Source organism: Pseudomonas sp. 2hn (assembly GCF_019646095.1).
In the GTDB taxonomy this organism is placed as follows: domain Bacteria; phylum Pseudomonadota; class Gammaproteobacteria; order Pseudomonadales; family Pseudomonadaceae; genus Aquipseudomonas; species Aquipseudomonas peradeniyensis.
Genome location: NZ_CP081016.1, coordinates 507,501 through 523,075, shown reverse-complemented (window position 1 = coordinate 523,075; position 15,575 = coordinate 507,501). Strand labels below are relative to the sequence as shown.

Annotated in this window: 12 protein-coding genes, 6 tRNA genes and 2 rRNA genes; all 20 read right to left on the bottom strand. The window is 57.3% G+C overall.

Going from position 1 to position 15,575, the window contains the following annotated elements:
• Positions 1–40 precede the first annotated feature (40 nt).
• Entirely contained in the window at positions 41–4,114 is a 4,074-nt protein-coding gene (gene rpoB, locus K2O50_RS02450; protein WP_050703555.1) for a DNA-directed RNA polymerase subunit beta, read from the bottom strand.
• Positions 4,095–4,283, bottom strand: a complete 189-nt coding sequence (locus K2O50_RS02445; protein ID WP_156329573.1) for a hypothetical protein — start codon at positions 4,281–4,283, stop codon at positions 4,095–4,097. The genes rpoB and K2O50_RS02445 overlap by 20 nt, the downstream gene beginning before the upstream one ends.
• Before the next feature lie 50 nt (positions 4,284–4,333).
• Positions 4,334–4,702 carry a 50S ribosomal protein L7/L12 gene (rplL, locus tag K2O50_RS02440; RefSeq protein ID WP_050703553.1) on the bottom strand — a complete coding sequence of 123 codons (369 nt, stop codon included), beginning with the start codon at positions 4,700–4,702 and terminating at the stop codon, positions 4,334–4,336.
• Between the two features lie 78 nt (positions 4,703–4,780).
• On the bottom strand, positions 4,781–5,281 hold the full coding sequence (gene rplJ, locus K2O50_RS02435; protein ID WP_003257082.1) for a 50S ribosomal protein L10: 501 nt from the start codon (positions 5,279–5,281) through the stop codon (positions 4,781–4,783).
• Between the two features lie 198 nt (positions 5,282–5,479).
• The gene (gene rplA, locus K2O50_RS02430) at positions 5,480–6,175 is read right to left on the bottom strand and encodes a 50S ribosomal protein L1 (RefSeq protein ID WP_028692260.1); all 696 of its coding nucleotides are present in this window, start codon (positions 6,173–6,175) and stop codon (positions 5,480–5,482) included.
• Entirely contained in the window at positions 6,175–6,606 is a 432-nt protein-coding gene (rplK, locus tag K2O50_RS02425; RefSeq protein WP_028692261.1) for a 50S ribosomal protein L11, read from the bottom strand. The genes rplA and rplK overlap by 1 nt, the downstream gene beginning before the upstream one ends.
• Before the next feature lie 119 nt (positions 6,607–6,725).
• Positions 6,726–7,259 (bottom strand): transcription termination/antitermination protein NusG, encoded by a 534-nt coding sequence (gene nusG / locus K2O50_RS02420; protein WP_050703552.1) that lies wholly within the window; start codon positions 7,257–7,259, stop codon positions 6,726–6,728.
• A gap of 9 nt (positions 7,260–7,268) precedes the next feature.
• Entirely contained in the window at positions 7,269–7,637 is a 369-nt protein-coding gene (secE, locus tag K2O50_RS02415; RefSeq protein WP_050703551.1) for a preprotein translocase subunit SecE, read from the bottom strand.
• A 43-nt stretch (positions 7,638–7,680) separates the two neighbouring features.
• Positions 7,681–7,756: transfer RNA gene (locus K2O50_RS02410), tRNA-Trp, on the bottom strand.
• A gap of 54 nt (positions 7,757–7,810) precedes the next feature.
• Entirely contained in the window at positions 7,811–9,004 is a 1,194-nt protein-coding gene (tuf, locus tag K2O50_RS02405) for an elongation factor Tu (protein WP_182323863.1), read from the bottom strand.
• Positions 9,005–9,083: 79 nt separating this feature from the next.
• Positions 9,084–9,159: transfer RNA gene (locus K2O50_RS02400), tRNA-Thr, on the bottom strand.
• Positions 9,160–9,188: 29 nt separating this feature from the next.
• Positions 9,189–9,262: transfer RNA gene (locus K2O50_RS02395), tRNA-Gly, on the bottom strand.
• A gap of 24 nt (positions 9,263–9,286) precedes the next feature.
• Positions 9,287–9,370, bottom strand: a tRNA-Tyr gene (locus K2O50_RS02390).
• 152 nt (positions 9,371–9,522) lie between these two features.
• Positions 9,523–9,948, bottom strand: a complete 426-nt coding sequence (locus K2O50_RS02385; RefSeq protein WP_050703550.1) for a hypothetical protein — start codon at positions 9,946–9,948, stop codon at positions 9,523–9,525.
• Between the two features lie 2 nt (positions 9,949–9,950).
• The gene (locus K2O50_RS02380; RefSeq protein WP_050703549.1) at positions 9,951–10,706 is read right to left on the bottom strand and encodes a pantothenate kinase; all 756 of its coding nucleotides are present in this window, start codon (positions 10,704–10,706) and stop codon (positions 9,951–9,953) included.
• On the bottom strand, positions 10,696–11,655 hold the full coding sequence (birA, locus tag K2O50_RS02375; RefSeq protein WP_050703548.1) for a bifunctional biotin--[acetyl-CoA-carboxylase] ligase/biotin operon repressor BirA: 960 nt from the start codon (positions 11,653–11,655) through the stop codon (positions 10,696–10,698). Before birA ends, K2O50_RS02380 begins: the two co-directional genes overlap by 11 nt.
• Positions 11,656–11,943: 288 nt before the next feature.
• A 5S ribosomal RNA gene (rrf, locus tag K2O50_RS02370) occupies positions 11,944–12,059 on the bottom strand.
• Positions 12,060–12,191: 132 nt separating this feature from the next.
• A 23S ribosomal RNA gene (locus K2O50_RS02365) occupies positions 12,192–15,084 on the bottom strand.
• A 245-nt stretch (positions 15,085–15,329) separates the two neighbouring features.
• Positions 15,330–15,405 (bottom strand) — tRNA-Ala (locus K2O50_RS02360).
• Between the two features lie 24 nt (positions 15,406–15,429).
• Positions 15,430–15,506: transfer RNA gene (locus K2O50_RS02355), tRNA-Ile, on the bottom strand.
• Between the last annotated feature and the right edge of the window lie 69 nt (positions 15,507–15,575).

The following is a 15,575-nucleotide window of genomic DNA, read 5'->3' as shown; positions in this document are numbered from 1 at the left end:
GGAGCGGGCATTACCTGCCCACTCCCCTTCGCGTCACGTGTTATTCGGTTTCCAGATCGATATCGATACCGAGCGAACGGATCTCTTTGATCAACACGTTGAAGGACTCGGGCATGCCCGGCTCCATACGGTGATCGCCATCCACGATGTTCTTGTACATCTTGGTACGGCCGTTCACGTCGTCCGACTTCACTGTGAGCATTTCTTGCAGGGTGTATGCCGCGCCGTATGCTTCCAGCGCCCACACTTCCATCTCCCCGAAACGCTGACCACCGAACTGCGCCTTACCACCCAGCGGCTGCTGGGTAACCAGGCTGTAGGAACCAGTGGAACGCGCGTGCATCTTGTCGTCCACCAAGTGGTTCAGCTTGAGCATGTACATGTAACCCACGGTCACAGGACGCTCGAACTTGTTGCCGGTACGGCCATCGAACAGCACCATCTGGCCGCTTTCCGGCAGGTCTGCCAGTTTCAGCATGGCCTTGATCTCACGCTCCTTGGCACCGTCGAAGACCGGAGTAGCCATAGGCACGCCTTTCTTCAGGTTGTTCGCCAGGGCGAGGATCTCTTCGTCGGTGAACTCTTCCAGGTTCTCCTGACGACCACCGATCTCGTTGTAGATCTCGGTGAGGAAGGTACGCAGTTCAGCGGCTTTACGCTGCTCTTCGATCATGCGGTCGATCTTCTCGCCCAGACCCTTGGCCGCGAGGCCCAGGTGGGTTTCGAGAATCTGACCGACGTTCATACGCGAAGGTACGCCCAGCGGGTTCAGTACGACGTCGACCGGAGTACCGTTGGCGTCGTGCGGCATGTCTTCGACCGGCATGATTACCGAGACGACACCCTTGTTACCGTGACGACCGGCCATCTTGTCACCCGGCTGGATGCGACGGCGGATTGCCAGGTAGACCTTGACGATCTTCAGTACGCCTGGAGCCAGGTCATCGCCCTGCTGCAGCTTGCGCTTCTTGTCTTCGAACTTGTCGTCCAGCAGGCGACGGCGATCGACGATGTACTGCTGAGCCTTCTCGAGCTGCTCGTTCAGTGCATCTTCGGCCATGCGCAGTTTGAACCACTGGCCGTGCTCCAGACCGTTCAGCACGTCATCGGTAATCACGGTGCCTTTCTTCAGGCCCGCGCCACCGTCGACCACCTGGCCGTTCAGAGCGGAACGCAGACGCTCGAAGGTCGCGCCTTCGACGATGCGGAACTCTTCGTTGAGGTCCTTGCGGATCTCGTCCAGCTGCATCTTCTCGATGGCCAGGGCGCGGCTGTCGCGCTCGACGCCGTCACGGGTGAAGACCTGGACGTCGATGACGGTGCCCTTGGTGCCGGTCGGCACGCGCAGGGAGGTGTCTTTGACGTCGCTGGCCTTCTCACCGAAGATCGCGCGCAGCAGTTTTTCTTCCGGCGTCAGCTGGGTCTCGCCTTTCGGAGTGACCTTGCCGACCAGGATGTCGCCAGCGCCGACTTCGGCACCCACGTAGACGATACCGGCTTCGTCCAGCTTGTTCAGCGCAGCCTCACCCACGTTCGGGATGTCCGCGGTGATTTCCTCTGGGCCAAGCTTGGTGTCACGGGCCACACAGGTCAGTTCCTGGATGTGGATCGTGGTGAAGCGGTCTTCCTGGACCACACGCTCGGACAGGCAGATGGAGTCTTCGAAGTTGAAGCCGTTCCACGCCATGAACGCGATGCGCATGTTCTGACCCAGTGCCAGCTCACCCATGTCGGTGGACGGACCATCGGCCATGATGTCGCTGCGCTGAACCTTGTCACCCTTGCTGACCAGCGGACGCTGGTTGATGCAGGTGTTCTGGTTGGAGCGGGTGTACTTGGTCAGGTTGTAGATATCCACACCTGCTTCGCCGGTCTCGACCTCATCATCGTTCACGCGAACAACGATACGGCTGGCGTCGACCGAGTCGATCACACCACCGCGGCGAGCAACCACGCAGACACCGGAGTCACGGGCAACGTTGCGCTCCATGCCGGTACCTACCAGCGGCTTGTCGGCACGCAGGGTCGGTACAGCCTGACGCTGCATGTTCGAACCCATCAACGCACGGTTGGCGTCGTCGTGCTCGAGGAACGGAATCAGCGACGCTGCGACCGATACTACCTGCTTCGGCGAAACGTCCATCAGGGTGACGTCTTCCGGCGCCTTGACGGTGAATTCGTTCAGGTGACGAACCGCTACCAACTCATCGATCAGCTGCTTCTTCTCGTTCATCGCGGCCGAAGCCTGGGCGATGACGTGATCAGCTTCTTCGATGGCCGACAGGAACACGATGTCGTCGCTGACAACGCCTTCCTTCACCACGCGGTACGGGCTTTCCAGGAAGCCGTACTGGTTGGTGCGGGCGTAGGCCGCCAGGGAGTTGATCAGACCGATGTTCGGACCTTCAGGGGTCTCGATCGGGCACACGCGGCCGTAGTGGGTCGGGTGTACGTCACGGACTTCGAAGCCGGCGCGCTCACGGGTCAGACCACCTGGGCCGAGTGCGGAGACGCGGCGCTTGTGGGTGATCTCGGAGAGCGGGTTGTTCTGGTCCATGAACTGCGAGAGCTGGCTCGAACCGAAGAACTCCTTCACCGCCGCCGCAACCGGCTTGGCGTTGATCAGGTCCTGCGGCATCAGGCCTTCGCTTTCGGCCATCGACAGACGCTCTTTGACCGCGCGCTCGACGCGCACCAGGCCAACGCGGAACTGGTTCTCGGCCATCTCGCCGACGCAACGGACGCGACGGTTGCCGAGGTGGTCGATGTCGTCGACGATGCCCTTGCCGTTACGGATATCGACCAGGGTCTTGAGGACCTCGACGATGTCTTCCTTGCTCAGCACGCCCGAACCTTCGATCTCGGTGCGACCGATACGACGGTTGAACTTCATGCGACCGACGGCCGACAGGTCGTAACGCTCGGCGCTGAAGAACAGGTTGTTGAACAGGGTCTCGGCGGCATCCTTGGTTGGCGGCTCGCCTGGACGCATCATGCGGTAGATCTCGACCAGCGCTTCCAGTTGGTTGCTGGTGGTGTCGATCTTCAGGGTATCCGAGATGAACGGACCGCAGTCGATGTCGTTGGTGTACAGGGTCTCGACGCGGACAACCTGGGCCTTGGCGATCTTCACCAGCAGGTCGGTGGTCAGCTCGGTGTTGCACTCGGCGATGATCTCGCCGGTGGCAGGGTGCACGATCGCCTTGGCGGTGGTGCGACCCAGCACGTACTCCAGCGGTACGTCCAGCTCTTTCACGCCAGCCTTTTCCAGCTGGTTGATGTGGCGCGCGGTGATACGGCGGCCTTGCTCGACGATGACCTTGCCGCTGCCGTCATGGATGTCCATGACCGCAACTTCACCACGCAGACGCTGAGGCACCAGTTCCAGGCTCAGTTTTTCGCCGGACAGGTGGAACACGTTGGTGGTGTAGAAGGTGTTGAGTACTTCTTCGGTGCTGTAGCCCAGCGCGCGCAGCAGTACCGAGGCCGGCAGTTTGCGGCGACGGTCGATACGCACGAACACGCAGTCCTTCGGGTCGAACTCGAAGTCCAGCCAGGAACCGCGGTAAGGGATGATGCGCGCGGAATACAGCAGCTTGCCCGAGCTGTGGGTCTTGCCACGGTCGTGGTCGAAGAACACACCCGGCGAGCGGTGCAGCTGAGATACGATCACACGCTCGGTACCGTTGATTACGAAGGTACCGTTCTCAGTCATCAGGGGGATTTCACCCATGTAGACTTCTTGCTCTTTGATGTCCTTGATCGCTTTGTTCGACGATTCCTTGTCGAAGATGATCAGGCGCACCTTCACCCGCAGCGGGACCGCGAAGGTCACACCGCGCAGGACACATTCCTTCACATCGAACGCCGGCTCGCCCAGGCGATAGCCGACGTACTCCAGGGCAGCATTGCCGGAGTAGCTGATGATCGGGAATACCGATTTGAAGGCCGCATGCAGGCCGACGTCGCGGAACTGATCCTTGGATGCTCCCGCCTGCAGGAATTCGCGATACGAATCCAGCTGGATGGCCAGGAGGTAAGGCACATCCATGACGTCCGGCAACTTGCTAAAGTCCTTGCGGATACGTTTTTTCTCAGTGTATGAGTAAGCCATCAGCATTCCCCAGCTTGGTCACCTGCTTGTTTGGCATCTCCCGGCGGGAGCAGCCGAAAATCGTGCAAACCCCTTGGTTTGCGCCACCCTCTTGGGTGTCTTGCAGCTCGTTATCGGGGCCGACCTGATCGGCCACCAATAACGGAAAAAGGCCGGTGGCATAAGCCACCAGCCATCAGTCCTTCGCTTAACGCTCGGACTGGAGTCGCAAAGTCGAAATTACTTCAGCTCGACTTTGGCGCCTGCTTCTTCCAGCTTCTTCTTAGCGTCTTCAGCGGCTTCTTTCGAAACGCCTTCAGCTACAACCTGAGGAGCGCCATCGACTTTCTCTTTGGCTTCTTTCAGGCCCAGACCGGTCAGCTCGCGAACGGCTTTGATCACGTTCACTTTCTTGTCGCCGGCTTCAACCAGAACAACGTTGAACTCGGTCTGCTCTTCAGCAGCGGCAGCAGCAACAGCTGGGCCAGCGGCAACAGCGGCAGCAGCGGTAACGCCGAAGGTTTCTTCCATCGCTTTGATCAGCTCAACAATTTCCAGAACGGTTTTCTGGCCGATTGCTTCGATGATTTGCTCGTTAGTCAGAGACATGACTTAAATCCTGTATTGGGGTGACAGCCTACGCAGCCATCAAATTAAACGTATGATTTTGAAAGCGTTGCGCGTGCCTTAGGCAGCAGCAGCTTCTTTCTGGTCGCGCAGAGCTGCCAGGGTACGAGCCAGCTTGCTGGTTGCACCTTGGATTACGCTCATCAGCTGTGCGATAGCCTCGTCGCGAGTTGGCAGGGTTGCCAGCACGTCGATCTGGTTAGCGGCAAGGAACTTGCCGTCAAACGCAGCTGCCTTGATCTCGAACTTGTCCTGACCCTTGGCGAACTCTTTGAACAGACGGGCAGCAGCGCCCGGGTGTTCGTTGGAGAAAGCAATCAGGGTCGGGCCTTTGAACGCGTCGTTGAGGATCGAGAATTCGGTGCCTTCAACAGCGCGCTTGAGCAGGGTGTTACGTACGACACGTACGTAAACGCCAGCTTCGCGGGCCTCTTTACGGAGTCCGGTCATTGCGCCTACAGTCACACCACGGGCATCAGCCACGACAGCGGACAGAGCGACTTTGGCAGCCTCGTTGACTTCAGCGACGATGGCCTTCTTGTCTTCGAGTTTAATTGCCACGGGTTTACTCCTGGTTTCTACCGTTTCATCTGGCCGGAGCCGGATGTCGTTTTGGTGTCTGATTCGCGAACGAATCGGGAGCACCATCTGCGTAGGCTTGAGGTTTAAGGCTTGCGCCGCCTACGGTCTTGGATAGCCCCCGCCAGGCAGGGACCCCAATTTAGTAGCCGGTGCGACCAAGGCCGCACCGGCCGAGCATTACACGTTCAGCGAGCTCTGATCGATGATCAGACCTGGGCCCATGGTGGTGCTCAGGGTAACGCGCTTGACGTAGATACCTTTCGAGGAAGCCGGCTTGATACGCTTCAGATCAGCGATCAGGGCTTCAACGTTTTCCTTCAGCTTGCCGGCTTCGAAGCCGATCTTGCCAACGGAGGTATGGATGATACCGTTCTTGTCGGTACGGTAGCGAACCTGACCAGCCTTGGCGTTCTTCACGGCAGTGGCTACGTCTGGGGTCACGGTACCGACTTTCGGGTTAGGCATCAGGCCGCGAGGACCCAGAACCTGACCCAGCTGACCTACAACGCGCATGGCATCAGGCGATGCGATGACGACGTCATAGTTCAGGTCGCCGCCTTTCATTTCGGCAGCCAGGTCGTCCATACCTACGCGGTCAGCGCCGGCAGCCAGAGCGGCTTCAGCAGCTGGACCCTGGGTGAAGACGGCAACACGTACGGTCTTGCCAGTGCCGTGTGGCAGCACGGTAGCGCTACGAACGACCTGGTCGGATTTACGTGGGTCTACACCGAGGTTGACGGCGATGTCATACGACTCGACGAACTTGGCGGCCGGCAGCGAAGCCAGCAGGGTTGCGGCTTCTTCGAAGTTGTAGGCCTTGCCTGCTTCGATTTTCTCGGCGATAGCCTTTTGGCGCTTGGTCAGCTTAGCCATTACACACCCTCCACGTTCAGGCCCATGCTGCGGGCGGAGCCGGCGATGGTGCGTACAGCAGCGTCCATGTCAGCGGCGGTCAGATCGGCCTGCTTGGCCTTGGCGATCTCTTCCAGCTGAGCACGGGTGACGGTACCGACCTTGACAGTGTTCGGACGAGCCGAACCGCTGGTCAGGCCAGCAGCTTTCTTCAGCAGAACCGAGGCAGGGGTGCTCTTGGTCTCGAAGGTGAAGCTACGGTCACTGTAGACAGTGATGATCACTGGAGTCGGCAGACCTGGCTCTTGACCCTGGGTACGGGCGTTGAAGGCCTTGCAGAATTCCATGATGTTCACACCGTGTTGACCCAGTGCTGGACCAACGGGTGGGCTTGGGTTGGCCTGGCCGGCCTTTACTTGCAGCTTGATGTAAGCCTGAATCTTCTTAGCCATGAGCTACTCCAAATTCGGGTACGAACGCCTGATGGCTCCCCGTATGACTTGCGTTTTATCCCAGTGACGACAAAACCCCGCAGCACATAGGGCTGCGGGGTATGGGATGCTGCGTTCCGCTAGACCTTTTCGACCTGGCTGAACTCGAGCTCCACCGGAGTGGAGCGACCGAAAATGAGCACTGCAACCTGCAGGCGGCTCTTCTCGTAGTTAACTTCTTCGACACTGCCATTGAAGTCGGCGAACGGACCGTCAATGACGCGAACCACTTCACCCGGTTCGAACAGCGTCTTCGGCTTCGGCTTATCACTGCCGTCGGCAACGCGACGCAGGATGGCATCAGCCTCTTTATCGGTGATCGGCGCAGGCTTGTCTGCGGTACCACCAATGAAACCCATGACCCGAGGGGTATCCTTGACAAGGTGCCAAGTCCCTTCGTTCATTTCCATCTGGACCAGTACATAGCCAGGGAAGAACTTACGCTCGCTCTTGCGCTTCTGGCCGTTACGCATTTCGACGACTTCTTCGGTCGGGACCAAGATCTCGCCGAATTCGTCTTCCATGCCAGCCAGCTTGACGCGCTCGATCAGGGAGCGCATTACATGCTTCTCGTAACCCGAGTAAGCATGCACAACATACCAACGCTTAGCCACGAGACACCCTTAGCCAACGATCAAGGAGACCAACCAGCCGAGCAGGGAATCAAGACCCCACAGCAGCAGCGCCATGACCAGAACTACAGCCACGACAATCAGCGTGGTCTGAGTGGTTTCTTGGCGGGTCGGCCACACGACTTTACGGATCTCGGCACGAGCTTCCTTCGCCAGCGCAAAGAACGACTTGCCTTTGGCGGTCTGCAGGGCAACGAAGCCAGCGACAGCAGCCAGGACAAGCAGGACGAGTACGCGATACAGGATCGGCGAGGCGGAGTAATACTGATTACCCACGACACCTACGACTACCAATGCGACAACAGCGAGCCACTTGAACAGATCAAAACGCGATTCTTGGGCTTCAGTTTTGGGAGTCATCGAGGAGGATCCTGTGAGAAGAAAGCCATCACACCGAGGTGAATGGCAGGTCAGGAGGGAATCGAACCCCCAACCTACGGTTTTGGAGACCGTCGCTCTGCCAATTGAGCTACTGACCTATAACGCTGTATCAGGCCGGCCATTATACCGGCCTGATCAAGTAAATCAACTACTTATTCAATAATTTTCGCTACGACGCCGGCGCCGACGGTACGACCGCCTTCACGGATGGCGAAGCGCAGACCGTCTTCCATTGCGATGGTCTTGATCAGGGTGACAGTCATCTGGATGTTGTCACCTGGCATTACCATCTCAACGCCTTCCGGCAGTTCGCAGTTACCGGTCACGTCAGTGGTACGGAAGTAGAACTGAGGACGGTAGCCTTTGAAGAACGGAGTGTGACGGCCGCCTTCTTCCTTCGACAGGACGTAGACTTCTGCGGTGAACTTGGTGTGCGGCTTGACCGAACCTGGCTTGACCAGAACCTGGCCACGCTCAACGTCGTCACGCTTGGTACCACGCAGCAGGACGCCGCAGTTCTCGCCAGCACGACCTTCGTCCAGCAGCTTGCGGAACATCTCAACGCCGGTGCAGGTGGTGGTGGTGGTGTCACGCAGACCAACGATTTCCAGCGGATCCTGAACGCGGACGATACCACGCTCGATACGGCCGGTAACAACGGTACCACGACCCGAGATCGAGAATACGTCTTCGATCGGCATCAGGAACGGCTGGTCGATGGCACGAACTGGCTCAGGGATGTAGGCATCCAGAGTTTCAACCAGCTTCTTGACAGCGCTGGTACCCATTTCGTTGTCGTCTTTGCCTTCCAGGGCCATACGGGCCGAACCGATGATGATCGGAGTGTCGTCGCCTGGGAAGTCGTAGGTGGACAGCAGGTCGCGAACTTCCATCTCGACCAGTTCCAGCAGCTCGGCGTCGTCTACCAGGTCAGCCTTGTTCAGGAAGACCACGATGTACGGAACGCCAACCTGACGGGACAGCAGGATGTGCTCACGGGTTTGTGGCATCGGACCATCGGCGGCCGAGCAAACCAGGATCGCGCCGTCCATCTGGGCAGCACCGGTGATCATGTTCTTCACGTAGTCAGCGTGACCTGGGCAGTCAACGTGAGCGTAGTGACGAATGTTCGAGTTGTACTCGACGTGAGCGGTGTTGATGGTGATACCGCGCGCTTTTTCTTCCGGAGCCGAGTCGATCTTGTCGAACTCAACGACGGCCGAACCGAAAACTTCGGAGCAGACGCGAGTCAGCGCTGCAGTCAGAGTAGTCTTACCATGGTCAACGTGGCCGATAGTGCCGACGTTAACGTGAGGTAGCGAACGATCAAACTTTTCCTTAGCCATCGATACAGTCCTCCGCAGAAGAAATTGTCATACAGCCTATAAAACAAAGGCAGATATTTTCATATCTGCCTTGTTTATATGGAGCTCTTGAGCGGACTTGAACCGCTGACCTCACCCTTACCAAGGGTGTGCTCTACCAACTGAGCTACAAGAGCGAAACACTTTGCGCAAAATCCTGCAAACTTGGAGCGGGTAGCGGGAATCGAACCCGCATCATCAGCTTGGAAGGCTGAGGTTCTACCACTAAACTATACCCGCGGAGCTTGCGGCTCTCGCTAAAACTGGTGGAGGGAGAAGGATTCGAACCTTCGAAGCTCTCGCAACGGATTTACAGTCCGTCCCCTTTGACCGCTCGGGAATCCCTCCAGATGTGGCCGGCATTCTATTTGTCTGCCGTCCCAGTGTCAAGCGTTTTTTCAAATTTTTTCAATCAAATCTGAAACTTAGCTGCTTTGACACCGCTTCCAGCTCTACCACCTCAGTGGTGTTCCCTGTGAAGCGGGCGCCATTCTATCAAGCTATTCAGCAGTTGCAATACCCTCGCACAAAATAATTTTGTGTTTTAAGTCTTTGAAATCCTTGGAAAGAGTCGAGAGCACCGCAGGGTCCAGCAAACGCTCGCTTTCAGGGGCCACCTTGAGCCAGAAACCCTCGGCGCCCGGCAGCTGCCCCACCACCGGCAGGGCGGCGATATCAAGGCTGACCAGGCGCTGACGCAGGGCATCGAGCTGCTCACGTGCGGCCAGCCCACCCACCACCAGGCATTCGTCGCGCCGCCTGGCAGGTGCCGCGGCCCCAGTCTCGCGCAACAAACGTATTTCCTGCTGGGAGCCTTTGTATAACGACAACGGGGCGACTTCCTTAACCTTAAGCGGAGCTTCCTGCTGATGCCATACGTAATAAACGACGTTGAGCACAACCAACAGCAGAAACAACCAGCGCATAGTCACCTCGACTCAATTGGGCAGGCCATGGCCAGGCCGACAAAGACCAGATCCGGCACGATCCGCGCTTGAGGCGCAGCGTCCTGCACCAGCGGCGCATCGCCCCCGGTCAGGAAGACCGTGAAATCCTCACCCCATAGCGCCCTGGCCTGCTCGACCTGGGTACGGGCAAAGCCCTGGAGCATCAACACACAACCACGCTCGACCGCTTCGACGGTGGAGCGCCCCGGCGCCAGGCTGCCCAAGGCACGCTCGGCCGAGGCATCGTCATAGCGGATTCGCCGGGTGTGGGTGCGCAACTGGCTACGCATCAGCGGCATGCCCGGACAGATGTACCCGCCGAGGTGCTCACCGTCGGCCGCGACATAGTCGGCCTTGGCCGCGGTACCGAAGTCGATGACCAGGCAGGCGCGACCCGCCAGGTGATAGGCGCCCAGCGCGCCGAGCCAGCGATCCATCCCCAGGCGCTGGTAGTCCTCGTAGCCATTGCGAACGCCGGCCATTTCCTTCACCGGCTGGGCCACACTCACTTCGACCCCGAACGAAGCCAGGATCAACGCGCACAGCGCCGAAGTTTCTTCTTCACTGCGCACGCTGACCATCCGGCAACCGATCAGGCGCAGGGATGAAAGCGCCGCGACGGCCGCAACCAGTGCCTGGTCGGAATCGACGATACCGCCACCGTTGATGGTGGCGTCGGCCGCATGGATGACGCGCCACTTGATGAAGCTGTTTCCGCAATCGAGCTCAAGAATCATCACGCAACCTCAGACTGAGCTCGCCACCGCTGAAGCTCTTTTCCACACCATCCACCTCGAGGCGCAAGCCGCCCTGCCCATCCACGCCCAACGCCACCCCATCGATGCGAGTGGTGCCGGCGACCAGCGAGACCTTCCGCCCCTGCCACAGGTGCGCCTGCTCCCATTCTTCCTGGAACGCGGCGAAACCATAGCGGCGATGACGAGCCAGCTCGTGCTGCAGTTGCTGACTGAGCTCCGCCACCAAGCGGTTACGGTCCACCAACTGCCCGGTCTCGCCACGCATGGAGGTCCAAGGCTGGTCGATCTGTTCACCGCCCTGCATGTTCACATTGATACCGATACCCAGCACCACATGGCAGACATCCGCCGGATCGCCGACCAGCTCCAGGAGGATGCCGGTGATCTTGCGCCCGCTGGCCAGGACATCATTGGGCCATTTCAGCCCGACATCCTTCAGGCCGAACGTCTTCAGCGTGCGCATGACCGCCAGGCCAACCACCAGGCTCAAGCCCTCGAGCTGACGCATGCCGCCATCGATGCGCAGTACCAGACTGTAATAGAGGTTTTCGGCGAACGGACTGACCCATTGGCGGCCACGACGTCCACGCCCGGCGCTCTGGCGCTCGGCCAGCACCAGGAACGGCGCCGCCTGCCCCTGGGCGGCGAGCCTCAGACCCTCGGCATTGGTGGAGTCGATAGTGTCATGAATGAAGGCCGGCCACGGCTCACCCTCCGAAAACCCGGCGATCGCCTGCGATTCAAGCAGGTTCAGCGGCGCTGCCAGCTGATAGCCACGGCCACGGACCTTGTGAATGGTCAGGTTCAGTTCGCTCTCAAGGTGCTGCAGCTGCTTCCAGACGGCGCTGCGGCTTACCCCGAGGGCGGCCCCCAGGGCTTCTCCGGAATGGAACCGGCCATCCTTGAGGAGATTCAACAACTTCAGCATGCCAGTCTCGACTTGGAATAAGGCTGGCATGATAGCCACGCCCCGCGGGCTTGCATAGGAAAAGGGCTACCGCCGGCCCCACAGCCGACGCGGTCGAAGGCCACCGTGGGAGCGGGCTTGCCCCGCGATAGGGCCGGATCAGGCGGTGATGTTGCCTGGGCTGGCCTAATCGCGGGGCAAGCCCGCTCCCACGCTGTGTATTCCACAGTAGAGGCGGTGTTGGCTTTGGGAACGCGGAAAAGACAAAACCCCTACCTGCTCGCGCAGATAGGGGTTTTGCGAAATGAATCTTGACGATGACCTACTCTCACATGGGGAAACCCCACACTACCATCGGCGATGCATCGTTTCACTGCTGAGTTCGGGATGGGATCAGGTGGTTCCAATGCTCTATGGTCGTCAAGAAATTCTGTTGCCAGAACATCCAGATGGATACTCCAGCGAATTCGGATATGCGATTTGTGATGTTGCGAACTTTCGGTTCTTTCGTCTTCACCACCACAATTTGGCCTCGGCGCAAATTGCTTGGGTGTTATATGGTCAAGCCTCACGGGCAATTAGTATTGGTTAGCTCAACGCCTCACAGCGCTTACACACCCAACCTATCAACGTCGTAGTCTTCGACGGCCCTTCAGGGAGCTCAAGGCTCCAGTGAGATCTCATCTTGAGGCAAGTTTCCCGCTTAGATGCTTTCAGCGGTTATCTCTTCCGAACATAGCTACCCGGCAATGCCACTGGCGTGACAACCGGAACACCAGAGGTTCGTCCACTCCGGTCCTCTCGTACTAGGAGCAGCCCCTCTCAAATCTCAAACGTCCACGGCAGATAGGGACCGAACTGTCTCACGACGTTCTAAACCCAGCTCGCGTACCACTTTAAATGGCGAACAGCCATACCCTTGGGACCGGCTTCAGCCCCAGGATGTGATGAGCCGACATCGAGGTGCCAAACACCGCCGTCGATATGAACTCTTGGGCGGTATCAGCCTGTTATCCCCGGAGTACCTTTTATCCGTTGAGCGATGGCCCTTCCATACAGAACCACCGGATCACTAAGACCTACTTTCGTACCTGCTCGACGTGTGTGTCTCGCAGTCAAGCGCGCTTTTGCCTTTATACTCTACGACCGATTTCCGACCGGTCTGAGCGCACCTTCGTACTCCTCCGTTACTCTTTGGGAGGAGACCGCCCCAGTCAAACTACCCACCATACACTGTCCTCGATCCGGATAACGGACCTGAGTTAGAACCTCAAGGTTGCCAGGGTGGTATTTCAAGGATGGCTCCATGAGAACTGGCGTCCCCACTTCAAAGCCTCCCACCTATCCTACACAAGCAAGCTCAAAGTCCAGTGCAAAGCTATAGTAAAGGTTCACGGGGTCTTTCCGTCTAGCCGCGGATACACTGCATCTTCACAGCGATTTCAATTTCACTGAGTCTCGGGTGGAGACAGCGCCGCCATCGTTACGCCATTCGTGCAGGTCGGAACTTACCCGACAAGGAATTTCGCTACCTTAGGACCGTTATAGTTACGGCCGCCGTTTACCGGGGCTTCGATCAAGAGCTTCGCTTGCGCTAACCCCATCAATTAACCTTCCGGCACCGGGCAGGCGTCACACCCTATACGTCCACTTTCGTGTTTGCAGAGTGCTGTGTTTTTAATAAACAGTCGCAGCGGCCTGGTATCTTCGACCGGCGTGGGCTTACGCAGCAAGTGCTTCACCCTCACCGGCGCACCTTCTCCCGAAGTTACGGTGCCATTTTGCCTAGTTCCTTCACCCGAGTTCTCTCAAGCGCCTTGGTATTCTCTACCTAACCACCTGTGTCGGTTTGGGGTACGGTTCCCAGTTATCTGAAGCTTAGGAGCTTTTCTTGGAAGCATGGCATCAACCACTTCGCGCTCTAAAGAGCACTCGTCATCAGCTCTCGGCCTTAAGATCCCGGATTTGCCTAAGATCTCAGCCTACCACCTTAAACTTGGACAACCAACGCCAAGCTGGCCTAGCCTTCTCCGTCCCTCCATCGCAATAACTGGAAGTACAGGAATATTAACCTGTTTTCCATCGACTACGCTTTTCAGCCTCGCCTTAGGGACCGACTAACCCTGCGTCGATTAACGTTGCGCAGGAAACCTTGGTCTTTCGGCGTGCGAGTTTTTCACTCGCATTGTCGTTACTCATGTCAGCATTCGCACTTCTGATACCTCCAGCAAGCTTCTCAACTCACCTTCACAGGCTTACAGAACGCTCCTCTACCGCATCACCAGAGGTGATACCCGTAGCTTCGGTGCATGGTTTGAGCCCCGTTACATCTTCCGCGCAGGCCGACTCGACTAGTGAGCTATTACGCTTTCTTTAAAGGGTGGCTGCTTCTAAGCCAACCTCCTAGCTGTCTAAGCCTTCCCACATCGTTTCCCACTTAACCATGACTTTGGGACCTTAGCTGACGGTCTGGGTTGTTTCCCTTTTCACGACGGACGTTAGCACCCGCCGTGTGTCTCCCATGCTCGGCACTTGTAGGTATTCGGAGTTTGCATCGGTTTGGTAAGTCGGGATGACCCCCTAGCCGAAACAGTGCTCTACCCCCTACAGTGATACATGAGGCGCTACCTAAATAGCTTTCGAGGAGAACCAGCTATCTCCGAGCTTGATTAGCCTTTCACTCCGATCCACAGGTCATCCGCTAACTTTTCAACGGTAGTCGGTTCGGTCCTCCAGTCAGTGTTACCTAACCTTCAACCTGCCCATGGATAGATCGCCCGGTTTCGGGTCTATACCCAGCGACTAAAGCGCCCTATTAAGACTCGCTTTCGCTACGCCTCCCCTATTCGGTTAAGCTCGCCACTGAATATAAGTCGCTGACCCATTATACAAAAGGTACGCAGTCACCTAACAAAGTAGGCTCCCACTGCTTGTACGCATACGGTTTCAGGTTCTATTTCACTCCCCTCTCCGGGGTTCTTTTCGCCTTTCCCTCACGGTACTGGTTCACTATCGGTCAGTCAGTAGTATTTAGCCTTGGAGGATGGTCCCCCCATGTTCAGACAAAGTTTCTCGTGCTCCGTCCTACTCGATTTCACTGGCAAGAGATTTTCGTGTACGGGGCTATCACCCACTATGGCCGCACTTTCCAGAGCGTTCCACTAATCTCAAACCAGCTTAAGGGCTGGTCCCCGTTCGCTCGCCACTACTAAGGGAATCTCGGTTGATTTCTTTTCCTCAGGGTACTTAGATGTTTCAGTTCCCCTGGTTCGCCTCTTGCACCTATGTATTCAGTACAAGATAACCAGCTTGTGCTGGCTGGGTTCCCCCATTCAGAGATCTCTGGATCACAGTCTGTTTGCCGACTCCCCAAAGCTTATCGCAGGCTACCACGTCTTTCATCGCCTCTGACTGCCAAGGCATCCACCGTATGCGCTTCTTCACTTGACCATATAACCCCAAGCAATCTGGTTATACTGTGAAGACGACATTCGCCGAAAATTCGCATTTCGCTCATTGCTGAGCAGAACTCACAAATTTTACCTTAGCCTGAATAACCAGCAGTGAAACTGGCATTCAGTCTATCTATCACATATCCGAATTTTTAAAGAACGATCTGACAAAAGTCAGAAATCAACATTCATCAACGAATGTTCATTTCTAAGTTCTGAGCAGTGCTGCGAAACCTGAAAGAGTGGTGGAGCCAAGCGGGATCGAACCGCTGACCTCCTGCGTGCAAGGCAGGCGCTCTCCCAGCTGAGCTATGGCCCCATTTGACCAGCCGCACCAAGTAATTGGTAGGTCTGGGCAGATTTGAACTGCCGACCTCACCCTTATCAGGGGTGCGCTCTAACCAACTGAGCTACAGACCTATAACAGGGTCGCGTTACAGCATCGTCTTTACACAATGAATCAAGCAATTCGTGTGGGAGCTCATCAGC